The sequence below is a fragment of the Buchnera aphidicola (Kaburagia rhusicola ensigallis) genome, assembly GCA_039830025.1.
GTDB classification, from domain to species: Bacteria; Pseudomonadota; Gammaproteobacteria; order Enterobacterales; family Enterobacteriaceae; genus Buchnera_B; species Buchnera_B aphidicola_AW.
In genome coordinates, this window is record CP140040.1 from 15,444 (window position 1) to 39,204 (window position 23,761).

Genomic DNA, 23,761 nt, shown 5'->3' on the forward strand with positions numbered 1-23,761 from the left:
TAAGTATAAAATAATGTGTGTATTTATAAATGTTTTAAGGAATTATTTTAAAATATGAATTTTGAAGATGATACTATTGTATCTAAAGTAACGCCTGAGATTCAGTGTAATATTGGAATTATTAGGATTTCTGGATCTTCAGCATCTAAAGCTTCTGTAAAGATATTAAGAAAAATACCTTTAGCAAGATATGCTAGTTATCTTCCATTTTTTGATATGTCAGGTCGAATATTAGATTATGGAATTGCGTTGTGGTTTCCTAACCCACATTCTTTTACTGGCGAAGATGTTTTGGAATTGCAAGGACATGGTAATCCAATTATAATGGATTTGTTAATTTGTAATATACTTTCTATTCCCAATATTAGGTTAGCAAAACCAGGAGAATTTTCTGAACGAGCTTTTTTGAATGAGAAAATAGATTTAGTTCAAGCAGAATCAATAGTTGACTTAATTAATGCTACTTCTGAACAAGCAGTACATGCCGCTGTAAAGTCTTTACAAGGTGTATTTTCTTGTCATATTAATAGATTAATTAAAAAAATTAATAATTTTCGAGTTATGATAGAAACATCAATTAATTTTTCTGAAGATGAGGTAAATGTAAGTTATGAACAAAATATTGTAAGTCACATTGATAAAATTATTGATTTACTTGAAAATACTTATAACATGTCTACTCAGGGAGTAATATTACGTAAAGGGATAAAAGTAGTTATATGTGGCCATCCCAATTCAGGAAAGTCCAGTTTACTAAATTCCTTATTATGTACTAATCGTGCAATAGTAACTGATATACCAGGTACTACTCGCGATGTTATTTATGAACGCATTAGTATTAATGGTTTATTATTTAATTTAGTAGATACAGCTGGCTTACGTTTAACTAATCATGTAATTGAACGCATAGGAATAGAATTTGCTTGGAAAGAAATTAATTTAGCTGATCATATATTATATGTCGTTGATGGATCTTCCAATTATGATAATCAAATTGAAACTTATACTAACTTTATTAAAACGTTGTCAAATAATGTAAGTATTACTGTTATCTTTAATAAATCAGATCTCCAAAATTTTAGTGTTAATACTGAACATTTAAACACAAAAAATTACATGTGTACATCAACAAAAATTGGAAAAGGAATTAAAGAACTACGCAAACATTTATATAATACTTTTAAAATTAATAATTTTTTTTGTAATAATGAAAGCATTTTTTTAGCTAGACAGCGTCATATTAATATTTTGTTAAATGTTTTAAATTTTTTGCGAACGAGTAAAAATAATTGGACACAACATGGTAACATTGAGTTATTAGCAGAAGACATGCTTTTTTGCCAAAATCAACTAAATAATATTACTGGTTGTCATACTTCAGATCAATTATTGTCTGATATTTTTTCCAAATTTTGCATTGGAAAATAGTCATATTGTATTTAATAGTTTTTGTTAATAAAGTTGTATTTATGAAAAATTATGATTTTTTCATAAATACAACTTTATTAACAAATGACTAAGAGTTATCTGGATACAAATAAAAAAATTGAAACGCGATATAACATTACAACATTTTTTTAGGTTTAAAGAATAAAAAGGATATATTGGAAATCTCATAGAGTTTTATGTTAAGTTCTATGCTGCGTAGTTATCTAGTCTTAATTTTTTCAAAGTTTGATATAAGAATTAAAAAATTCTAATTTATTTTGAAATGTTTTCTATTAGAAAATATTTTTTTATTTTATCCTGATGTTTTATTTTTTTAATAGAATAATGAGTAGTATTTTTATATTAAACTTCAATACCTATAAAAAAATTGTTAAAACAAGATTTAAAAGAGCTTATGCATTTAACTATTTTAGGAAAAGTGGAATGTATATAACATCAAAATAGGAATATGTATTAAAAAATAAAAAAGACTAAACAATACATATATCATAACTAAATATATAAATTCAAATGGAGGTAATATGTTTTTACTTTTCTAAGAATTTTTATTTTAAAAATATTACTTTATATTATTTAATGATGAATTATACAAAAATATAATTAATATAATTTTTTGCCTGGAGGCGGAATTGAACCACCGACACGAGGATTTTCAGTCCTCTGCTCTACCAACTGAGCTATCCAGGCAAACACCTTATTTAAACATCAATGATTTATTCATGTCAATAACTTTTTATATAAACTGAATATTTCTATGAAATATGTGTAAATTTATGATAACATAAGCATGTTCCTTGCTTTCTTTATAATAAAAAATACAAAATCAATATTTTTATCAATAAGTTTTTCCTAAATATATTTATAAATAATAATTTTTTTTATTAATACTTGAAAGTTTAGATTAAGGTCCATATATCTTATAGCAGGAAGTGTTAAAGTTTAAATAGTTTTAAATTTTAATTTCTAAAAGGAGAATATATTAAATGAAAATTCGTCCATTGCATGATCGTGTTATTGTCAAACGACAAGAGACAGAATCTAAATCAGCAGGTGGAATTGTACTCACAGGATCTGCTGCAGCGAAATCTACTCGAGGTAAAGTAATTGCTGTTGGTAACGGTCGTATTCTAGATAATGGTAATGTAAAGCCGTTAGATGTGCAAATTGGTGATACAGTCATTTTTAACGAAGGTTATGGCGCAAAAATAGAGAAAATTGATAACGAAGAATTATTAATTTTAACTGAAAGTGATATATTAGCAATTGTTGAAAATTAATTTTTTAATATTTGCTAAGTAAAATTAAACTTTAAGTTTAAGGAAACAATTCAATGGCTGCTAAAGACGTCAAGTTTGGAAACGAAGCGCGTGTAAAAATGCTTCGAGGTGTTAATGTATTAGCTGATGCAGTAAAAGTAACTTTAGGTCCAAAAGGTAGAAATGTTGTTTTAGATAAATCTTTTGGTGCACCTAGTATTACTAAAGATGGTGTATCTGTAGCTCGAGAAATAGAATTAGAAGATAAATTTGAGAATATGGGCGCTCAAATGGTAAAAGAGGTAGCTTCTAAAGCTAATGATGCAGCTGGAGATGGTACTACTACAGCGACATTATTGGCGCAAGCAATTGTAAATGAAGGTTTGAAAGCTGTAGCTGCTGGTATGAATCCAATGGACTTAAAAAGAGGAATTGATAAAGCAGTGATTGCAGCAGTAGAAGAATTGAAATGTCTATCTGTTCCATGTTCTGATTCTAAAGCTATTACTCAAGTTGGAACCATTTCTGCCAATGCTGATGAGAAAGTAGGCATGTTAATTGCTGATGCGATGGAAAAAGTTGGTAAAGATGGAGTAATTACTGTTGAAGAAGGTACTGGATTACAGGATGAATTAGAAGTAGTAAAAGGTATGCAATTCGACAGAGGTTACTTATCTCCATATTTTATTAATAAAGCAGAAACAGGAATTGTAGAATTAGATAACCCTTATATTTTAATGGCAGATAAAAAAATTTCTAATGTTCGTGAGTTACTTCCAATATTAGAAGCAGTAGCAAAATCGGGAAAACCTTTATTAATTATTTCTGAAGATTTAGAAGGTGAAGCACTAGCTACTTTAGTTGTTAACTCTATAAGAGGCATTGTAAAAGTAGCGGCAGTAAAAGCCCCTGGTTTTGGCGATCGTCGTAAAGCAATGTTACAAGATATTTCTATATTAACAGCTGGATCTGTGATATCTGAAGAATTAGCTATGGAATTAGAAAAAGCTACTTTAGAAGATTTAGGACAAGCAAAACGTGTAGTGATAAGCAAAGATACCACTACAATTATAGGTGGAATAGGCGAAAAATTTAATATTCAAAATAGAATTAGTCAAATTCGTCAACAAATTCAGGAAGCTACTTCTGACTATGATAAAGAAAAATTGAATGAACGTTTAGCAAAATTATCTGGTGGAGTAGCAGTGTTAAAAGTAGGTGCTGCTACTGAAGTAGAAATGAAAGAGAAAAAAGCGCGTGTAGAAGATGCTTTACATGCTACTCGTGCTGCCGTAGAAGAAGGCGTAGTTCCAGGCGGTGGAGTAGCTTTAGTTAGAGTAGCTGCTAAAATTTCCAATCTTTTAGGTCAAAATGAAGATCAAAATGTAGGAATAAGAGTAGCTCTTCGTGCTATGGAAGCTCCATTACGTCAAATTGTATCTAATTCTGGTGAAGAACCTTCTGTTGTCACTAATAATGTTAAAGATGGAAAAGGCAATTATGGATATAATGCTGCTACGGATGAATATGGAGATATGATACATTTTGGAATTTTAGATCCTACTAAAGTTACTCGTTCAGCATTGCAATATGCTTCATCTGTAGCTGGATTAATGATAACTACAGAATGCATGGTTACAGATTTACCAAAAGAAGACAAATCTGACTTAAGTAGTGCTCCTTCTGCTCCTGGAATGGGTGGAATGGGTGGAATGATGTAGTGGTTCTTTAAAGATTTTTAAAAGTACATTAATTTTAATGTTTCTCTCCTTTATGCGTAATAATTTAGGAGAGAAATGTTGTCTTTTAGTTTTATAATTGAATGACATTTTCCTGGATATTATTTATTAATTAATATTAAGATGTATATATTTAACATTATTTTATTTTAAGAGGGTTATATCAAGTATTAATGACCATTTTTATATTTTGGGAAAAGTTTTAATAATTATTTTTTTTATTCTTCATGTAATTATATTGTTTTTTAAAGTTAGAATTTGTTTTTTAATAATCTTTAATAAAAATATACATTCAATAAATTTGCAATTAAATAGTATATATTAAAAAATTTTTATAATTTTATTATATTACATAAAATATTTTATAATATTATATTACAATAATTGTATACTAATTTTAATAATTTTTTAAAAATATAATATTTTATCAATTAATTTATAACTATGAAAATATAAAATATTTCTATTTTAATAAAGTAGTCATAATTTTGTTATTTAAACATCTTAGTATTTATTTCCTTTTATGCGTCTTCTATAACTTTCCCATTCGAAAGTTAACCATAGTCCATTTCCTAATCGCATTCGGTCAATAACTCGTTCACCTAAAAGTGATTTTAATCCTCTATAGTCTAAATTAGATAACATTCCTGTGGAACGTTTAGATGATGATCTTCTATTTATAATTTGATTAATAATTACTTTTTCGTATCTTGACTCTGTTTGTACTCCTATTTCATCTATCATTAGTAAATCTACATTGCTCAAATTATTTAATAAGTTTTCCTCAGTTATATTACAATTGCCATTAAAAGTTTCTTTCATATTTGACATTAAATCTGCAACTGTTATAATTAATACACTGCTTCCGTTTAAAATTAAATAATTTCCTATCGCAGAAGCAAGATGATTTTTACCTGTTCCTGGTTTTCCAGAAAAAATAAAACTTGCTATACTTTTATTAAATTCTTGAGCATATCTTTCAGCTGCTTTCACTACTTTTTTGTGACCTTCATGTTCTACACGATAATTTTTAAAAGAGCAATTTACATATAATTCTTGAATTCCAGACCTGTCTAAAATACGTTGTATTTTTTTTTCTTTGTTTTTTTTTAAAATGGCATCGGATGATAATCTTCCTTGTTCTTGATTCCATGATAGAAGATCTTCATCATTTTGAAATTTAGGTTTGATATGTTTAGGTATTAAACATTGAAGACGTTTTAAAAATTTTTTATTGTTCATTGTTATTTTGAGATTATTTTTAATATTTCAAGATATAAGATGTTTCTTCAATATTATTAAAATGTGTTATTTTATTGATGCAATACATGTTTATAAATTATTGTATTAATTGGATATTATATTTTTTAATATTACAAATAAATTCATTATTTCTCATAAGTTATTTTAATTAGTTTAATATTAAAAATTTAGATATATTTTTGACATATATAAAGCTGATAACTAACTCTTGATGTTGTTTTTTCTTTATACAATATCCAATTGTGAGGTATGAACAGAGTTTTAGGCGTTTTTTCTTTTTCTATATATATTAACGAATATTTTTTAGTGTATTTATATTTTTCCAATTGAATAATAGCACGTTGTAGCAATTTAGTTTGGAATGGAGGATCTAAAAATATAATATCATAAGGTTTTCTTTTTTTTTTAACCAATTAATTGCGTTAGAATGTATAATTTCAATATTTGATTTATTCAATGTTATAAATATTTTTTTTAGTTTTTGTATTATGTTTTTATGTTTTTCTATAAAAGTTACAAATGAAGCATAACGAGAAATTGCTTCTATTCCTAATGCTCCACTTCCGGCAAAACAATCTAAACAATTAGCATTAATAATTCTTTTATTAATCCAATTAAATAGTGTTTCTCTCATACGATCAGTTGTAGGACGTATTTTATAGGATTTTTTTATTGAAATCTTATGTCCTCGAAATTCTCCACTGATAATTCGAATATTACTTTTTTTAATTTTTTTCATTTTGGTATTTTTTATTCATTATATGTATAATTATATGATTATGTAATAAAAGCAAAGTTTAAATATTACGTATATTAATATGTATTATATTATATTAAGTGCAATCAGTCATGTATATGAAATAGTAAGGAATAGTATAATGTTAAAAAATAATAAAAGTAAGCTTAAAAAATTTTTTTCTTGGTTTAATCCTAAAAAAAAATCTAGTAAAGAAGAAGATAAAATTGATGCTATGGATTTAAAAGGCAAAAAAGTATTAAAAAAAAGTTTATTGAATTGTAATATTTCGCATAAAAATGAATGTATGATACCAAGTCAAACACAAGATAATTTAACATGCATTAAAAAAATTAAAAATCATGATATAAAAAGTATCGTGTCTTCTATAAATTATGAGAAAAAGGGAATATTTTCAATATTAGCAAAGAAATTATCTAAAACTAAGAAAAATCTTGGACTGAAAATTTACAATTTATTTTCCAAAAAAGAAATAGATAATTCTATTTTTAATAACATTTCTGAACAACTTTTAATGTCTGATATTGGTTTAGAAACTACAAATATATTAGTTAATGCTTTGGAAAAAGAAGTATATTTTAAAAATATCAAAAATAGTGAAATTGTTTTGTCTTTATTAAAGAAAAACATGATCGATATTTTAAAGAAAGTTGAAAAGCCATTGGATATAATATCAAAGAAACCATTTTCAATATTAATTGTAGGTGTAAACGGTGTAGGAAAAACTTCTATTATTGGTAAACTTACTCATATTTTTAAAAATGAAGGAAAATCAGTAATGTTAGCTGCCGGTGATACATTTAGAGCTGCTGCTATTGATCAGTTAAAAATATTAGGAAAAAAAAATTCAGTTCCAGTAATATCGCAACAATCTGGAGCAGATCCTGCTGCAGTAATTTTTGATGCATTTCAAGCTGCAAAATCTAAAAATGTCGATATTTTAATAGCTGATACTGCAGGTCGATTACATAATAAAGTCAATTTAATGGAAGAATTAAAAAAAATTAAAAGAGTATTAAAGAAATTAGACTATTCTGCTCCTGATGAAATCATATTGGTACTAGATTCGTGTATAGGTCAAAATTCAATAAAACAAGCTAGTATTTTTAATAAAGAACTAGGCATAACTGGTTTGGCAATTACAAAATTAGATGGTACATCCAGAGGTGGAGCGATATTTTCTATAGCTCATCGATTATCTATTCCTATTAGATATATTAGTTTTGGAGAAAAGATGGAAGATATACATCATTTTAACAGTAAAATTTTTGTAAATGCTATTTTTTCTAAAAATATTTAAATTACTTTTTTAATAATAAAAAAAAGACATGAGCATATTTTTTAAAAATAGCATTTATAGATATACATTTAATTTTTTAATTTTTATTTGATTATATTAGTAATATTACAATAATATAGTATATAATGAGTCATATTTTTTGGTATTTGGATTACAAATGACTAAGAACATGAAAATGTTAGCAACAATTTCATTAGGTAATTTAGAAGCATACATTAAAGCAGCTAATTCCTGGCCAATGTTATCTGAAAAAGAAGAGAAAACTCTTTCAAGAAGATTGTATTATCAAAGTGATTTAGAGGCAGCAAAAATATTAATTTTATCTCATTTAAGATTTGTAATTCATGTTTCTAGAAATTATTCGGGATATGGATTATTGCAATCAGATTTAATTCAAGAGGGAAATATTGGGTTAATGAAAGCTGTTCGTCGTTTTAATCCAGAAGTAGGTGTTCGACTAGTATCATTTGCTGTTCATTGGATTAAGTCTGAAATTCATGAATATGTATTAAAAAATTGGAGAATTGTAAAAGTAGCTACTACTAAATCACAAAGAAAATTATTTTTTAATCTTCGCAAAGTAAAAAGAAGATTGGGATGGTTTAGTGACAGTGAGTTAGAATTAGTTGCTCGTGAATTAGGGGTAAAAAGTGAAGATGTAAGAGAAATGGAATCTCGCATGTCAGCGCAAGATATAGCTTTGCATCCTATCGTAAATGAAAGTTTAGGAGGTGGAAAATTAATGAATGTTGCACCTTACTTAAAAGATAATTTGTCTAATTTTGCCAATGAAGTAGAGGAAAATAATTGGGAAAAACATACTTCTAACAAGTTAAGTAATGCTTTATCAAGATTAGATGAAAGAAGTAGACACATTATTAATGCACGATGGTTAGATAATAATAATAAAGTTACTTTGCAGACTATTGCAAATAGTTACGGAATATCTGCAGAAAGAGTTCGTCAATTAGAAAAAAACGCGATGAAAAAGTTACGAATTGCTATAGAAACATAATAATGCTTATGCATTTCATTAATTAAATATTTTGTAATTTTTAAAAATTATTTCCATTACATATTTTAGTTGATATTATTCTACTGTCACTGATTTTGCTAAATTTCTAGGTTGATCTATATTTTTGTTTTTTATTAAAGCAGTATAATATGCTAAAAGTTGTAATGAAACCGAATAAACAATTGGCGAAATTAAGTTTTCTACATAAGGAAATCGTATAATATTACTATTTTTATTGAATTGGGTATATTGATCTGATAGGATATAAATTAATCCTTTTCTAGAATAGATTTCTTCTATGTTTAATTTTATTTTTTCTAATAAATGGTTATTTGGAGCAATTACGATGATTGGAATTTTTGAATCTACTAAAGCTAAAGGGCCATGTTTTAATTCTCCAATTGGATATCCTTCTGCATGAATATATGAAATTTCTTTCATTTTTAATGCCCCTTCCATTGCAATAGGATATTGTTCTCCTTTGCCTAAAAATAAAATGTTTTCTTTATTAAATATTTTTGTAGCTAAAGAATAAATGATATTTTTACACTTTAAAATGTCTTTAATTCTATTTGGTAGATAATGCAATATATTTACTATTTTCTTTTCTAGTTTTAAGTTTTTATTTTTTAAATGAATAAATTTTGCTACTAACATTAGTAATACCGTTAATTGTGTTGTAAATGCTTTAGTAGATGCAACACCTACTTCTATTCCTGCATAAGTAAGTAAGGAAAAGTCTGATTCATGTACTAACGATGAACTTTTTGAATTAGAAATTACTAACGATCCTAAATATTTAAATTTTTTTGAAATTCTTAAAGCAGTTAAATTATCAGCCGTTTCTCCAGATTGCGATAGTATTAGAAATAAACTATTTTTTCTAACAACAAATTTTCTATAGCAAAATTCTGAAGCAGTTTCAACATCACACGATATCATGGCTAATGATTCAAACCAATATTTCGATACTAATCCAGCGTGATAAGATGTTCCACATGCTATAATTTGGATGTGTTCTGTTTTAAATAACAGTTCATCAGCTTTTATATTTAATTCGGAAAAGTAGACTGTTTTATTTTTTTTTAATCGGTTTAAAAGAGTATTATATATGGAATTGGGTTGTTCATATATTTCTTTTTCTGTATAATGTCGAAATAATCCTTTATTGATATCAATATTATTATTTTGAGAGTATATTTCTTCTCTTTTTTGAGATACTCCGTTTTTATTGACAATAGTAATATCATTACTAGTTAATAGCGCAATGTCACCTTCATTTAAGTATATAAAACGTTTTGTAACATCTAATAATGCTAATTGATCAGAAGCAATATAATTTTCTTTTTTTCCTATTCCTATTAATAATGGACTTCCTGATCGTACTGCTAGTAATATTTCAGGATTTTTAGTATCCATTATTACCATACTGTAGTTTCCTTTTAGTTTTTTAGTGACGTTTTGGATCACTGTTAGAAGATGTGTTTCTTTTTCTTGAATTTGCATAAAATTAATTAGATGAGCAATTACTTCTGTATCAGTATCAGAAGAAAAATGATATCCATTCTTTTGCAAGTTTTGCTTAATATTTTTATAATTTTCAATAAAGCCATTGTGGACTATAGAAATATTATCAGATATGTGAGGGTGTGCGTTTTTTACTAATGCTTGTCCATGTGTAGCCCATCTGGTATGCGCCATACCTATATTTCCAGATAAATGGATTTTTTCAATTATGTTAATTAAATTATGTACTTTTCCTTGAGCTCGGAAACGCAAAATTTTGTTTTGATTATTAATAATAGCTAATCCTGAAGAATCGTATCCTCTATATTCTAATCGAACCATTCCTTTTTTTAGTGTTGGTATTACATTTTTTTGTGCAACGATAGCAATAATTCCACACATATTATATCCTATAATGGAAAATTCATATTTTATTTATTGAAAAATAATTTTTTTGTTTTTTATTAAGGTTTTATTTTTTTTTGTATCTCTTCCTTTTTGTTATATACTAAACTGGGTTGTTTGACATCTTTTATAACTGTAGTACCAGCTGCAATAATGGTATTTTTTGCAATAGTAATAGGTGCAATTAATTGACAGTTTGATCCAATAAAAACGTTGTTTCCTATAATAGTGTTTAATTTGTCCTTTCCATTATAATTGCAAAAAATAGTTCCTGCTCCTATGTTAACTTTCCTTCCAATTTTAGAATTTCCTACATAGCTTAAGTGTTTTATTTTAGATTTATAACCTATTTTCGATTCTTTAATTTCAACAAAATTTCCTATTTGAACGTTATCATTAAGCACTGTTCTGTTTCTCAAATGAGAAAAGGGACCAATAATACAATTATTCGAAACGGTTACTTCTTCAATTATTGTATATGCTTTAATACAACAATGATTTCCAATAATACTATTTTTTATAACACAACCTGGTCCAATTTTTACTGAATTACCTAATATAACGTTTCCTTTTAAGATAACTCCATTATCGATTTCTACGTTTTTTCCGCATTTTAATGTACCTCGAATATTAAAATTTGATGGATTGTAAATTGTAACACCAGATAATAATAAATTATTAATTTTTTTTTGTTGATACCATTTTTCTGCTATTGATAATTGGAGTTTATTGTTTATGCCTATTATTTCATGTTTATTTTTAGGATTTATACTATTTATAGTACTTTTTTGTCGATATGCTAAGTAAATTATATCGGTTATGTAATACTCTTTTTTTATATTTTTGTTATTTATTTGTTTTATCCAAATTTTTAAGTGGTTTCCAGTAGTGATAAAAACACCAGAATTAATTTCGCGGATTTTTAATTGTTCTTGAGTAGCATCTGCGTGTTCTATTATTTTAATTATTTTTCCTTTTTTTCTAATAATTCTTCCATAATTTTCTGGATTTTTTAATTTAGCAGTTAATAGACTAATAGACGATTTTTCTTTGGAATGTATTAATTTTATTATAGATTTTTTAGATATTAATGGCATATCTCCATATAAAATAAGATAATTTTCGTGATCCTTTAAGATATGGATCATTTGATATATAGCATTTCCAGTACCTAACGTTTGTTTTTGTTTTATCCAGGTTAAGCAAGAATCAGTAATAGTAGATTTAAAATGTTTATATTGATGATTATATATTAAATAAATTTTTTTTGGAGTAATAGATTTTGCTAAGTCTATTACATGTTGCAAAATAGGTTTTTCTCCTAATTGATGAAGTAATTTGGGATAGTCAGAATGCATTCTTGTGCCTTTTCCAGCAGCAAGAATAATTACGATTAAGTTTTTATTTGACATATATATTTATTCCTAATATTATTTTGCTTTTTTTATATAGATTATTATGAATTTTTATTAAATATATGATAGTGGTTTTTAAATAAGTATCAAACATCTTTAATATTATTTATAGTGAATTGTGTATAATTAGTTATTTCGATTATCAGGTATAGTTATACTAGTAATTAGTATACATTAAGGACACTATGTATTATCATATTATTTCATCTGATTTAGATGGAACTTTATTGTCACCAAAATATCATATAACTGAATATACGAAAAATATTATTAAAACGCTAGTCAAAAAAGGAATTCATTTTGTAATAGCAACAGGTAGACATTATATTGAAGCAAAAAAAATTAGAAGTACCCTAGACGTATTATCTTTTCTTATTACTTCTAATGGAGCTAGAATTTATGATCCCTATAATCAATTAATATATAGTTGTGATCTTGATAAAAATATTGTATTAAAGTTGATCACAATGTTGTCATCAGAACAGGATATATTAATTCAACTGTATTCTCATGATTCTTGGTATATCAATCGTAACGTTTTTAATAGAATAGAGTTATATTTATCATTTGGTTTTAACTATAAATTATTTGATATTAAGTGTTTACAATATCAAGACATTAGCAAAATTTTTTTTATTAGTACAAATATTCATAAATTATTATCTTTAAAAAAATATATTGTACGTCAATTTGAAAATATGGTGAATGTTTGTTTTTCTTGTTCTAATTGTTTAGAAGTCATGTCTTGTATGGTTTCTAAAGGAAATGCTTTAAAATTAGTATCTGATTTACTAGGATCTTCGTTAAAAAATTGTTTATCTTTCGGTGATGGAATGAACGATAAAGAAATGTTGCAAATGTCTGGAAAAGGTTGCATTATGAAAAATGGAACTGCAGTTTTAAAACATTCTCTTCCTAATGCCGAAATAATTGGTAGTAACTCAGAAGATGGAGTAGCGCGTTATTTAAACAAGTTTTTTTTACATTATTAATTTTAATTATAGGATTTATATATTTATATTTTATATTTATAAGAAGTGATTTTTTATGCAATTTTTTTAAATATCTTTATTTTTACACATTAGTTTTTGTTATATACATAATTATATTTTAAATGTGAATATTTTAGTTCCATTAATTATTTAAAAAATTTTAAATATATAAAGACATTTTTAATCAAAATGTAATTATTATTTAGGTTTTCATTTAAATTTAGAAGAACAATTGCCAGGATTACATTTTGTATCGTTAATGCATGAGGCTTGCAATATGAAGGTTATTAATCATATTCTAGGTTTTCCTAGAATTGGTGTTAAGCGTGAATTGAAAGTTGCGCAAGAAAATTATTGGTCTGGTAAAATTTCTGAAGATGAATTATTTTCTGTTGGGAAGATGTTACGGAAACGTCATTGGGAGCAACAACAACAAAAAGGCATAGATTTTATTTCTGTAGGTGATTTTGCTTGGTATGATCATGTTTTAGGAATGACAATGTTATTGGGGAATATTCCTAAAAGGCATGCAAACAAAGATGATACAATCACTTTAGATACTTTGTTTCGTATAGCTCGTGGATGTTCTGTTAATAAAGAATCTATTCCTGCATCAGATATGACGAAATGGTTTGACACTAATTATCATTATATTGTTCCTGAATTTACCGTTAATTCGCATTTTAATTTTTCTTGGATGCAATTATTAGAAGAAGTAGATGAAGCATTGTTATTATATAATAATGTTAAACCTATTATTTTAGGTCCATTAACATATTTGTGGTTAGGAAAGGTTAGAGGAACCTATTTTGATCGGTTAAATTTATTGCACAAAATTATTCCGATATATCAATATTTGTTATTGCAACTTAAAAATAGAAATATTGAATGGGTTCAAATTGATGAGCCTATTTTAACATTAGAATTGCCTGAAAAATGGAAAAAATCTTTTTATTCTGTTTATGAAAGTTTATTAGGGCATAGCAAGTTATTGTTAACAACTTATTTTGGAAGTATTAATCATAATTTAGATATCATATGCAAGTTACCTATACAAGGATTACATGTAGATTTAGTTTCTGGAAAATGTAATTTGTCTTTATTAAATTCTCAAATTCCTGAAGATTGGTTGATATCATTAGGTGTAATAAATGGAAGAAACATTTGGCGCTCAGATTTAGTTCAGTGGTTTAAACAATTAAAATCATTTTTAATGTTTAGAAAAAAAATATGGATTGCTTCTTCTTGTTCATTATTACATTCTCCTATAGATCTCGAATATGAAAAATCTTTGAATATAGAAGTTAAGAGTTGGTTTTCTTTTGCTTTACAAAAATGTCAAGAACTATCTTTTTTAAGAGATGCGTTAAATAATAATATTACAGATATGATAGATATTTGGTGTCAACCAATCTATTCTCGTTGTAATTCAAATTTAGTTAATGATGCATTAGTACAAAATAGAATTAATACAATTTCTTCAAGTGATAGTAAAAGACAAAATATATATTCAATTAGATCAATACAACAAAAGAAAAAATTAAATTTACCTATTCTTCCAATTACTACTATAGGTTCTTTTCCACAAACGAAAGAGATAAGAAAACTACGATTTAATTTTAAACAAGGAAATATTAGTTGTGAACAGTATCAAAGTACACTTTATAAACATATAGCATCAGTTATTAGTTTGCAAGAAGAATTAGATATTGATGTATTAGTTCATGGTGAATTTGAACGTAATGACATGGTAGAATATTTTGGCGAAAATTTAAATGGTTTTGCATTTACTGAAAATGGTTGGGTTCAAAGTTATGGATCAAGATGCGTTAAACCACCTATTATTATTGGTGATGTTAGTCGTCCAAAATCTATTACTAAAAAATGGATTACATATGCTCAATCTTTGACTAATAAGCCAGTAAAAGGTATGTTAACTGGTCCTATCACTATTTTGTGTTGGTCTTTTTTAAGAGAAGATTTACCTAAAGAAAATATAGCAAAACAAATAGCATTATCTTTACGTGATGAAGTATTAGAATTAGAAAGTTCAGGAATAAGTATTATTCAAATTGATGAACCTGCGTTAAGGGAAGGGTTACCATTACGTCGTAGCTTATGGGATCGATATTTGTCTTGGTCTATTGAGGTATTTCGATTAACTTATTCTGGTGTTCGAGATGATACGCAAATTCATACTCATATGTGCTATTGCGAATTTAATGATATCATGAATGCAATTGTTTTGTTAGATGTAGATGTTATTACTATTGAAACATCACGATCTGATATGGAACTATTAGAGTTTTTTAAAAATTTTAAATATCCAAATGAAATTGGTCCAGGTATATATGATGTTCATTCGCCTAGTATACCAAATATAAAATGGATGACTACATTATTAAAAAAAGCTATAAATTATGTTCCAATACAAAGGTTATGGGTGAATCCTGATTGTGGATTAAAAACAAGAGATTGGAAAACTACGAAGTTATCATTAAAAAATATGGTTAAAGCAGCAAAAATTATTAGACAAGATTATAATTAGTAATATAATTAAAAAAACGATAGTATTTTAATTAATGCGTCGTTTTTTTAATTATATTACTAATTATAATCTTGTCTAATAATTTTTGCTGCTTTAACCATATTTTTTATAAAAATAAAGTAACAAATTTTGTAATTATTTTACAGTAATCATTAGTTAAACATTATATTTTAATAGTTAGCATTACGATACATTATTTTGGAATTTAGTAATTTAGATATACATTTCTAAACGTTATGTACAAGTGCACTGTTAAAATATTCAATATTATATTTATAAATTAGAACATTTAATATGTATATTTTAATAAAATAGAGTATTATTAAAACTTTTTATTTTTTAGTTTTTATGTTATAGAAACATAAAATTATTTATTTTCAATATAAATAATTATTTTGTTCTATAATTGTTTATTACTATTTAGTAATAAAATTAAATAACAATAATTAATTTTACAAATTACATGGAATAAGAATTATTTTGAAACTAAATGCTATTAGTTTTTATAATTTTAATACAAATAATTTATATTTTTATACTTAAAATTTTGTAATTTATCAGATATGATGTTTTATCATGGATATAAATAAATATTAAAATTTATTCGATATTTTGACTTTGTTCTCTAATTTGTTCAATGAGTACTTTAATTTCTATAACAGACGAATGAATATCAAAACTTGAAGATTTTGAAGATAGCGTATTAATTTCCCTGTTAAGTTCTTGCATGATAAAATCTAATTTACGCCCAATAGGTTCGTTATTTTCTAGTATAGAGATAGTTTTTAAAACGTGTATATCAATTCTATCTAATTCTTCTGAAATATCAGTTTTTTGTATTATAAAAAATAACTCTTGATTTAATCTATTTGGATCAATATCTATTTTTAGTTCTTCTATCTTTTCTAAGATTCTTTTTCTTTGCCATTTTACAATTTGAGTTATATTGTTTCTTATGTTGCTTACGTTATTTTTTATGAAAAATAATTTTTCTTCTATTAATTTTTTTAAATTAATACCTTCGTTTTTTCTAAATTTTAACAATTGTTTTATAGTTGCCTGAAATAATTCTAATAATTCAAAAGAAATTTTATTTACGTTATCGTTTTTTAAATTTATTACTCCCGGCCAATTTAATAAGTCAATTATATTAATTATTCCATCTGGTATATTTAATTTAATATATTTAATATATTTTACCAATTGCTTGATTAAATCTGTATTAATGGATCGATAGGGTATAATATATTTATTAGATTCAAATTGTAAACTGCATTCTATTTTACCTCGACTTAAATTGGATCTGATACATTGACGAATTAATGGTTCTAGTTCTCTAAATTCTTCTGATAGCCTAAGATTTATTTCTAAATAACGATGATTAAATGAACGAATTTCAAAAATAGCACTACCCCATTTTTTGTTAATTTTTTCTTTTGCATATCCTGTCATGCTATAGATCATAATTTAACCTCATTAAATTTAATATTAATTAATAATTTAATATATATATAAACATATCTAAAGTAATAATTTAAATTAAAAAATTTTTTTATCTTAATGTTTGAAATATCTTTTTTTCGTAAATATCATGGAAATATTGTTTTGATTAGCAGATGAAATTATTTCTTCATCTCTAATAGACCCTCCTGGTTGAATAATACAGGAAGTACCTTGTTTAGAAATAATGTCAATGCTGTCTGTAAATGGGAAAAAAGCATCAGATGCGAGAACAGAGTTTTTTAAATCTATGTTACGTTCACAAGCTTTTTTTATTGCAATTTTGATAGCATCAATACGACTAGTTTGTCCTGCTCCAATACTAATTGTTTTTAAGTTTCGAACGTAAACTATAGCATTAGATTTAAGATATTTAACAATTTTTAATGCAAACAAAGCATCGCGTTTTTCTTTTGAAGTTGGTAATTTTTTACTAACTACTTTCCAATCTTTTTGATCTATATTATTAAAACAATTGTTTTGTATTAAAAAAGCTTTGTTAATTGATTTTATATTTAATTGATTAGAACTTAAATATTCGTTAGAATATTTTAATATTCTTATATTTTTCTTTTTAGAAAGTTCTTTTAGAGCTAAATTAGTAATATCTGGAATTACAATTAGTTCTACAAATTGCGTAGCTATGATAGTTTTTGCAGTTTTTTCATTTAATTGTGTATTAAAAGAAATTATACCTCCAAATGCTGAAGTAGGATCTGAATTATAAGCAGATAAATAAGCAGAAAGATCATTTTTTGAAATCGCTGCACCACAAGGACTCCCATGTTTGATTATGACGCAAGCTGGATCATTAAATTCTTGTACGCAAGATATAGCTATATCAGCATCAGATACGTTATTGTAAGACAATGTTTTTCCTGTCATTTGAACCATATTATATTTGTGAAATAAATTTACATATAGTCCTGCTTGTTGATGTGTATTTTCTCCATATGATAAATTTTGTTTTTTTTTAAAAATGTAATTTAAATATTTAGGTAAAGAATTGAAAGTAGAATGTTTTTTTTTGGTATGTAAGTGTGAAAAATATGTGACTATATTATAATCATAATTAAAAATATACTGTAACGCAGCATGGGCTAATTCTAAACGCGTTTCATATGAAATTTGGTTATTGTTTTTTTCGATTTCTTTTACTATATTATTGTAATAATGGGGTTTAGTAACGATAGTAACATAATCATAATTTTTTGCGGCAGCACGAATTATAGTAGGTCCACCGATGTCAATAGATTCAATAATATTATTATGATTGGATTTTTTTTCATTGACTGTTTCAAAAAATGGATAAAAATTTATTATAACTAAATCTATTGGAATAATATTATATTTATTTATTATGTTTTTATCATGATCTGGACGTGCTAATATTCCAGCATATATTTTATGATGAAGTGTTTTAACTCTTCCAGACATTATTTCAGGAAAATTAGTATATTTAGAAATATCTGTAACTTTTATTCCAGAAGCTTTTAATATTTTTTTTGTTCCAGATGTAGCAAATAAATTAATGTTGTTTTGAACAAGTTTTTGAGCAAATTCTGTTATTCCAGTTTTGTCAAAAACACTAATTAATGCGTTTCGTATTGTTGTATTTTTTTTCATATGTTAAAATTTTTTATCTATGTAGTTTATTATATATTAAAATACTTTTAGTTAAGTTAAAAATATATTAATATAAAAATTAATATTATTTAATTCGTAGTTACAATATATATTGTTAATATATTATAAATTTTTTATATTTTTACTTTCATTATATAATTTTTATTGTATCTAAATAATGTTCATTATATTATTAATTATAGTTATATTAAGCATATATAAGATAGGTTTTTATATTTCAAATATTGAGTGATAATCGTATAAACTTAATTTATATAATAATTTTTACTAACGAATTGAAATGTATTATGTACTTTAATTGATATTAATTCATTGTATTAAGTTTGTTTTAATTTGATAATGGTATTAAATGACGTTATAATACTAAGTAATTTAAAGTAATAAATTTTATACTATTAAATATTTTGATGTAAATGAACATATAATATTTTAATTTTTGTGATAATTAAGAGTGCAAAAGTAATATTCTAAAATTCATTTATATATAAATATAAAATATTTTTTTAAACTGTTAATATAATTAACATTAAAAAATTAAAATTAGTTTTTTGTTTTTAATATTAATATATGTACTAAAAACAGTGTTTCACGATATGTTCTTCATGTACAACACTTCATTTTTTTTTCTAAAATAATGTATATAAAAATAAACATTTACATAAATAGCAAATGTTTATTTCTGGTTTTAATTTACAAGGTAGAATTCAATAATTCAGATAAATTGGCAGATGCTTCTTCTGCACTAATAGAAGAAGATGATATGTTATTAGAAGCTGTATTTTCTTTTCTACGACGATTTAAGCGTTTTTTATGGTAAGCATATCCTGTTCCTGCAGGAATTAATCGTCCTACAATAACGTTTTCTTTTAATCCTCTTAAATCATCTTGTTTTCCTGCTACTGCTGATTCAGTAAGTACTCTTGTAGTTTCTTGAAAAGAGGCTGCAGATATAAATGATTCTGTCGCAAGAGAAGCCTTAGTAATTCCTAACAAGTCTCTTGAGAATGTTGCTAATATTTTTCTTTTCTCGTTGAGTTTTTTATTAGATACTTTTACTCGGGAATATTCAACTTGTTCTCCGTTCAAAAATTCTGAGTGTCCAGATTGAATAATAGTGGCTTTGCGTAACATTTGTCGTATTATTACTTCGATATGTTTATCATTGATTTTGACTCCTTGAAGACGATATACTTCTTGCACTTCATTTACAATATATTTTGTTACGGCTTGAACACCTCTTAACCTCAAAATATCATGAGGAGATTCTGGCCCGTCAGATATAATGTCACCTTTTTCAACTCTTTCTCCTTCGAAAACGTTTAATTGTCTCCATTTTGGAATCATTTCTTCATAAGAATTATTGCCATCGTATGGTGTAATAATTAATCGATTCTTCCCTTTAGTATCTTTTCCAAAGGAGATAAAACCGCTAATTTCAGCTAAAATAGCTAGTTCTTTTGGGCGACGTGCTTCAAAAAGATCAGCTACTCTTGGTAAACCCCCCGTAATATCTTTTGTACCTCCTGATTCTTGAGGGATTCTAGCTAAAGTATCTCCTGATCTAATTTTAATGTTATTATCAATTTGTACTATTGCTTTTCCTGGCAAAAAATATTGTGCTGGCATGTCAGTTCCAGTAATTAATACATCATTGTTATTAGAATCAATAACTTTTAATGATGGTCTTAAATCTTTTCCAATTGTTGTTCGCTCTGATGTATCTAAGATAACTATAGATGTTAAACCTGTTAATTCGTCAGTTTGCCGAGTAATGCTTTGCCCGTCAATCATATCGATGAATTTGACATATCCATTTACCTCAGAAATTACTGGAATGGTGTGAGGATCCCATTTTGCTACTATTTCTCCTGGTTTTACTTTTTCTTTATCTTGTTTGGCCAATATAGCTCCGTATGGAACTTTATAACTTTCTTTAGTTCTTCTAACTTCATCAATAACCTGTAATTCGACGTTACGAGAAGTAATAATTATTTTTCCTTCTGAATTAATTACAGATTTAGCATTGTTTAGTTTTATATTTCCAAAATTTTTAACTTGTATGTTAGATTCTGTTGCAGCTCTAGAAGCAGCACCTCCAATATGAAAGGTACGCATTGTAAGTTGTGTACCTGGTTCTCCAATAGATTGTGCGGCAATAACTCCAATTGCTTCACCTTTTTCAACTATTTTTCCCCTAGCTAAATCTCTTCCATAGCAATGAGCACATACACCAAAATTTGTTTCGCAATTAACAACTGATCTTACTTTTACGCTGTCTATAGAATTTTTTTCTAAAATATCACACCATTTTTCGTTTAATAATGTATTTCTAGGTATTAGTATATTAGCAGAATAAGGTTTTAGTATGTTGTTTACTGTTACACGACCTAACACTTTTTCTCTTAACGGTTCTTTAACATCCCCCCCTTCTATTATAGCAGTCATAATGATACCTTCGTGCGTATTACAATCTTCTTCAGTAACTACTAAATCTTGGGCTACATCAACTAAACGACGAGTTAAATATCCTGAGTTAGCAGTTTTTAAAGCAGTATCAGCTAAGCCTTTGCGTGCACCGTGAGTGGAAATAAAATATTGTAATACATTAAGTCCTTCTCTGAAATTAGCTGTAATAGGTGTTTCAATAATAGATCCGTCTGGTTTAGCCATTAATCCTCTCATTCCGGCTAATTGCCGAATTTGAGCTGCAGATCCTCTAGCACCTGAATCTGCCATCATAAAAATATTATTGAAAGAAGTTTGTTTTATGATTTTTCCTTCTTTATTAGCTACTAATTCTGTGGACAAATTTTTCATCATAGCTTTTGCAACACGTTCGTTAGCAGTTGCCCAAATGTCAATAACTTTGTTATATCTCTCACCTGCAGTAACTAATCCTGATTGGAATTGATCTTGTATTTCTGCTACTTCGATTTCTGCTTCTGTAATAATGTCAGCTTTTTTTTCTGGGATGACCATGTCATCAATTCCAACTGATGCACCTGATCGTGCAGCATACGCAAATCCTGTATACATAATTTGATCTGCAAAATATACAGTTGATTTTAATCCTAATATTCGATAACAAGTATTAAGCATAGTAGAAATCGATTTTTTTCCTAATGTTTGGTTTACTATAGAAAAAGGTAATCCTTTAGGTACAATCATCCATAAAATTGCTCTTCCTACAGTAGTACTTATAATTTTTTTTTGTTTTAAAAGGTTTTTATTTTCTGCGAAACTATATTCTGAAATTCGAACTTTAACTTTAGCATGAAGTTTAGCTAATCCCATACGATATATTCTTTCAGCTTCATTTGGACTATTTAATATCATACCTTCTCCTTTGGCATTTATCTTTTCTCGAGTCATGTAATATAGTCCTAATACAACATCTTGAGAAGGTACAATGATGGGTTCCCCATTAGCAGGCGATAAAATATTATTCGTAGACATCATTAAAGATCGTGCTTCCAATTGAGCTTCTAATGTTAGTGGTACATGTACAGCCATTTGATCTCCATCAAAATCTGCATTATATGCTGCACATACTAGTGGATGCAATTGTATAGCTTTACCTTCTACTAAAACTGGTTCAAAAGCTTGAATTCCTAATCGATGCAGAGTAGGTGCTCGATTAAGTAATACTGGATGTTCGCGAATAACTTCGTCTAAAATATCCCACACAATAGATTCTTCACGTTCTACCATTTTTTTAGCTGCTTTAATTGTAGTAGCTAATCCTTGTATTTCTAGTTTTCCATAAATAAATGGTTTAAATAATTCTAAGGCCATTTTTTTAGGTAAACCACATTGATGCAAACGTAAATAAGGTCCAACAGTAATTACTGATCTTCCTGAATAATCTACTCTTTTCCCTAGTAAATTTTGTCTAAATCGACCTTGTTTTCCTTTAATCATATCAGACAATGATTTAAGTGGACGTTTATTTGATCCTGTTATAGCTTTACCTCTTCTACCATTATCTAATAATGCATCTACTGCTTCTTGCAACATTCTTTTTTCATTTCTAACGATAATATCAGGTGCTGACAATTCTAATAAACGTTTTAAACGATTGTTTCTGTTGATAACTCTACGATATAAATCATTTAAATCAGATGTAGCGAATCGTCCTCCATCTAATGGAACTAATGGTCTCAGATCAGGCGGTAAAATAGGTAACGCATTTAATATCATCCATTCAGGTTTATTATGCGAGTGTATAAATGATTCTAATAATTTAATTCGTTTTGTTAGTTTTTTTCTTTTTGTTTCGGAATGACTGTTATGTAATTCTTTTCTTAAGGTTTCACATTCTGGTATTAAATTTATATTAGTTAATAACGCTTGTATTGCTTCTGCACCCATTTGCGCATTAAATTCATCTCCAAATTCTTCTAATGCATTTAAATATTGTTCTTCAGTTAGAATCTGATTTTTTTCAAGATTAGTAATTCCTTCTTCAATTACAACATAAGATTCAAAGTAAAGAACTCTTTCAATATCGCGTAATGGCATATCTAGCAATATTCCTATCCTGGATGGTAAAGATTTTAAAAACCAAATATGCGCAATTGGTGAAGCCAATTCGATATGTCCCATGCGTTCTCTGCGAACTTTGCTTTGAGTAACTTCAACACCACATTTTTCGCAAATTACTCCACGGTGTTTTAATCTTTTATATTTTCCGCATAAACATTCGTAATCTTTTATTGGACCAAAAATTCGCGCGCAAAATAATCCATTTCTTTCTGGTTTGAAGGTTCTATAATTAATAGTTTCTGGTTTTTTAACTTCTCCAAACGACCAAGAGCGAATCATATCTGGAGAAGCAAGAGCAATTTTTATTGCATCAAATTCATCAGTTTTAATTTGTGATTTTAAAATTTTTAATAAATCTTTCACGAATTAGTTCCCGGAAAAGTGAAATATTTGAAGATAATTACACTAGATAATAAGATATTGT

Annotated in this window: 13 protein-coding genes, 1 tRNA gene and 1 pseudogene; 7 read left to right on the forward strand and 8 right to left on the reverse strand. The window is 26.5% G+C overall.

All coding sequences use genetic code 11. The annotated features are described in order from the left end of the window. Positions 1–54 precede the first annotated feature (54 nt). On the forward strand, positions 55–1,428 hold the full coding sequence (gene mnmE / locus U0T55_00080; protein XBC42836.1) for a tRNA uridine-5-carboxymethylaminomethyl(34) synthesis GTPase MnmE: 1,374 nt from the start codon (positions 55–57) through the stop codon (positions 1,426–1,428). Between the two features lie 635 nt (positions 1,429–2,063). On the opposite strand, the gene U0T55_00085 is transcribed toward mnmE, so the two are convergent. Then, positions 2,064–2,136 (reverse strand) — tRNA-Phe (locus U0T55_00085). A gap of 296 nt (positions 2,137–2,432) precedes the next feature. Here U0T55_00085 and U0T55_00090 point away from each other — a divergent pair. Continuing rightward, complete coding sequence (locus U0T55_00090) at positions 2,433–2,726, forward strand: co-chaperone GroES (GenBank protein XBC42837.1); 294 nt, start codon at positions 2,433–2,435, stop codon at positions 2,724–2,726. 53 nt (positions 2,727–2,779) lie between these two features. Continuing rightward, complete coding sequence (gene groL / locus U0T55_00095; protein ID XBC42838.1) at positions 2,780–4,426, forward strand: chaperonin GroEL; 1,647 nt, start codon at positions 2,780–2,782, stop codon at positions 4,424–4,426. A gap of 522 nt (positions 4,427–4,948) precedes the next feature. On the opposite strand, the gene dnaC is transcribed toward groL, so the two are convergent. Together dnaC and rsmD are read right to left on the reverse strand one after the other, a co-directional pair. Further along, positions 4,949–5,686 (reverse strand): DNA replication protein DnaC, encoded by a 738-nt coding sequence (gene dnaC, locus U0T55_00100; GenBank protein ID XBC42839.1) that lies wholly within the window; start codon positions 5,684–5,686, stop codon positions 4,949–4,951. Between the two features lie 188 nt (positions 5,687–5,874). Beyond that, positions 5,875–6,446: pseudogene (rsmD, locus tag U0T55_00105) on the reverse strand (16S rRNA (guanine(966)-N(2))-methyltransferase RsmD). Between the two features lie 139 nt (positions 6,447–6,585). Here rsmD and ftsY point away from each other — a divergent pair. Then, positions 6,586–7,764, forward strand: a complete 1,179-nt coding sequence (ftsY, locus tag U0T55_00110) for a signal recognition particle-docking protein FtsY (GenBank protein XBC42840.1) — start codon at positions 6,586–6,588, stop codon at positions 7,762–7,764. Positions 7,765–7,921: 157 nt separating this feature from the next. Next, entirely contained in the window at positions 7,922–8,779 is an 858-nt protein-coding gene (gene rpoH / locus U0T55_00115) for an RNA polymerase sigma factor RpoH (protein ID XBC42841.1), read from the forward strand. Positions 8,780–8,854: 75 nt separating this feature from the next. On the opposite strand, the gene glmS is transcribed toward rpoH, so the two are convergent. Together glmS and glmU are read right to left on the reverse strand one after the other, a co-directional pair. Next, the gene (gene glmS, locus U0T55_00120) at positions 8,855–10,687 is read right to left on the reverse strand and encodes a glutamine--fructose-6-phosphate transaminase (isomerizing) (protein ID XBC42842.1); all 1,833 of its coding nucleotides are present in this window, start codon (positions 10,685–10,687) and stop codon (positions 8,855–8,857) included. A 62-nt stretch (positions 10,688–10,749) separates the two neighbouring features. Then, positions 10,750–12,102, reverse strand: coding sequence for a bifunctional UDP-N-acetylglucosamine diphosphorylase/glucosamine-1-phosphate N-acetyltransferase GlmU (gene glmU / locus U0T55_00125; protein ID XBC42843.1), 1,353 nt, complete (start codon positions 12,100–12,102; stop codon positions 10,750–10,752). Between the two features lie 188 nt (positions 12,103–12,290). Between glmU and U0T55_00130 the strand changes: the two genes are divergently transcribed. Continuing rightward, on the forward strand, positions 12,291–13,097 hold the full coding sequence (locus U0T55_00130) for a Cof-type HAD-IIB family hydrolase (protein XBC42844.1): 807 nt from the start codon (positions 12,291–12,293) through the stop codon (positions 13,095–13,097). A gap of 277 nt (positions 13,098–13,374) precedes the next feature. Next, positions 13,375–15,645, forward strand: coding sequence for a 5-methyltetrahydropteroyltriglutamate--homocysteine S-methyltransferase (gene metE / locus U0T55_00135; protein ID XBC43087.1), 2,271 nt, complete (start codon positions 13,375–13,377; stop codon positions 15,643–15,645). 600 nt (positions 15,646–16,245) lie between these two features. Here the strand turns inward: metE and U0T55_00140 are convergent. From U0T55_00140 to rpoC, 3 genes are all read right to left on the reverse strand, one after another. Beyond that, positions 16,246–17,109 (reverse strand): YicC/YloC family endoribonuclease, encoded by an 864-nt coding sequence (locus U0T55_00140; GenBank protein XBC42845.1) that lies wholly within the window; start codon positions 17,107–17,109, stop codon positions 16,246–16,248. A gap of 93 nt (positions 17,110–17,202) precedes the next feature. Then, the gene (purH, locus tag U0T55_00145; protein ID XBC42846.1) at positions 17,203–18,771 is read right to left on the reverse strand and encodes a bifunctional phosphoribosylaminoimidazolecarboxamide formyltransferase/IMP cyclohydrolase; all 1,569 of its coding nucleotides are present in this window, start codon (positions 18,769–18,771) and stop codon (positions 17,203–17,205) included. Positions 18,772–19,482: 711 nt separating this feature from the next. Continuing rightward, positions 19,483–23,700 (reverse strand): DNA-directed RNA polymerase subunit beta', encoded by a 4,218-nt coding sequence (gene rpoC / locus U0T55_00150; protein ID XBC42847.1) that lies wholly within the window; start codon positions 23,698–23,700, stop codon positions 19,483–19,485. Between the last annotated feature and the right edge of the window lie 61 nt (positions 23,701–23,761).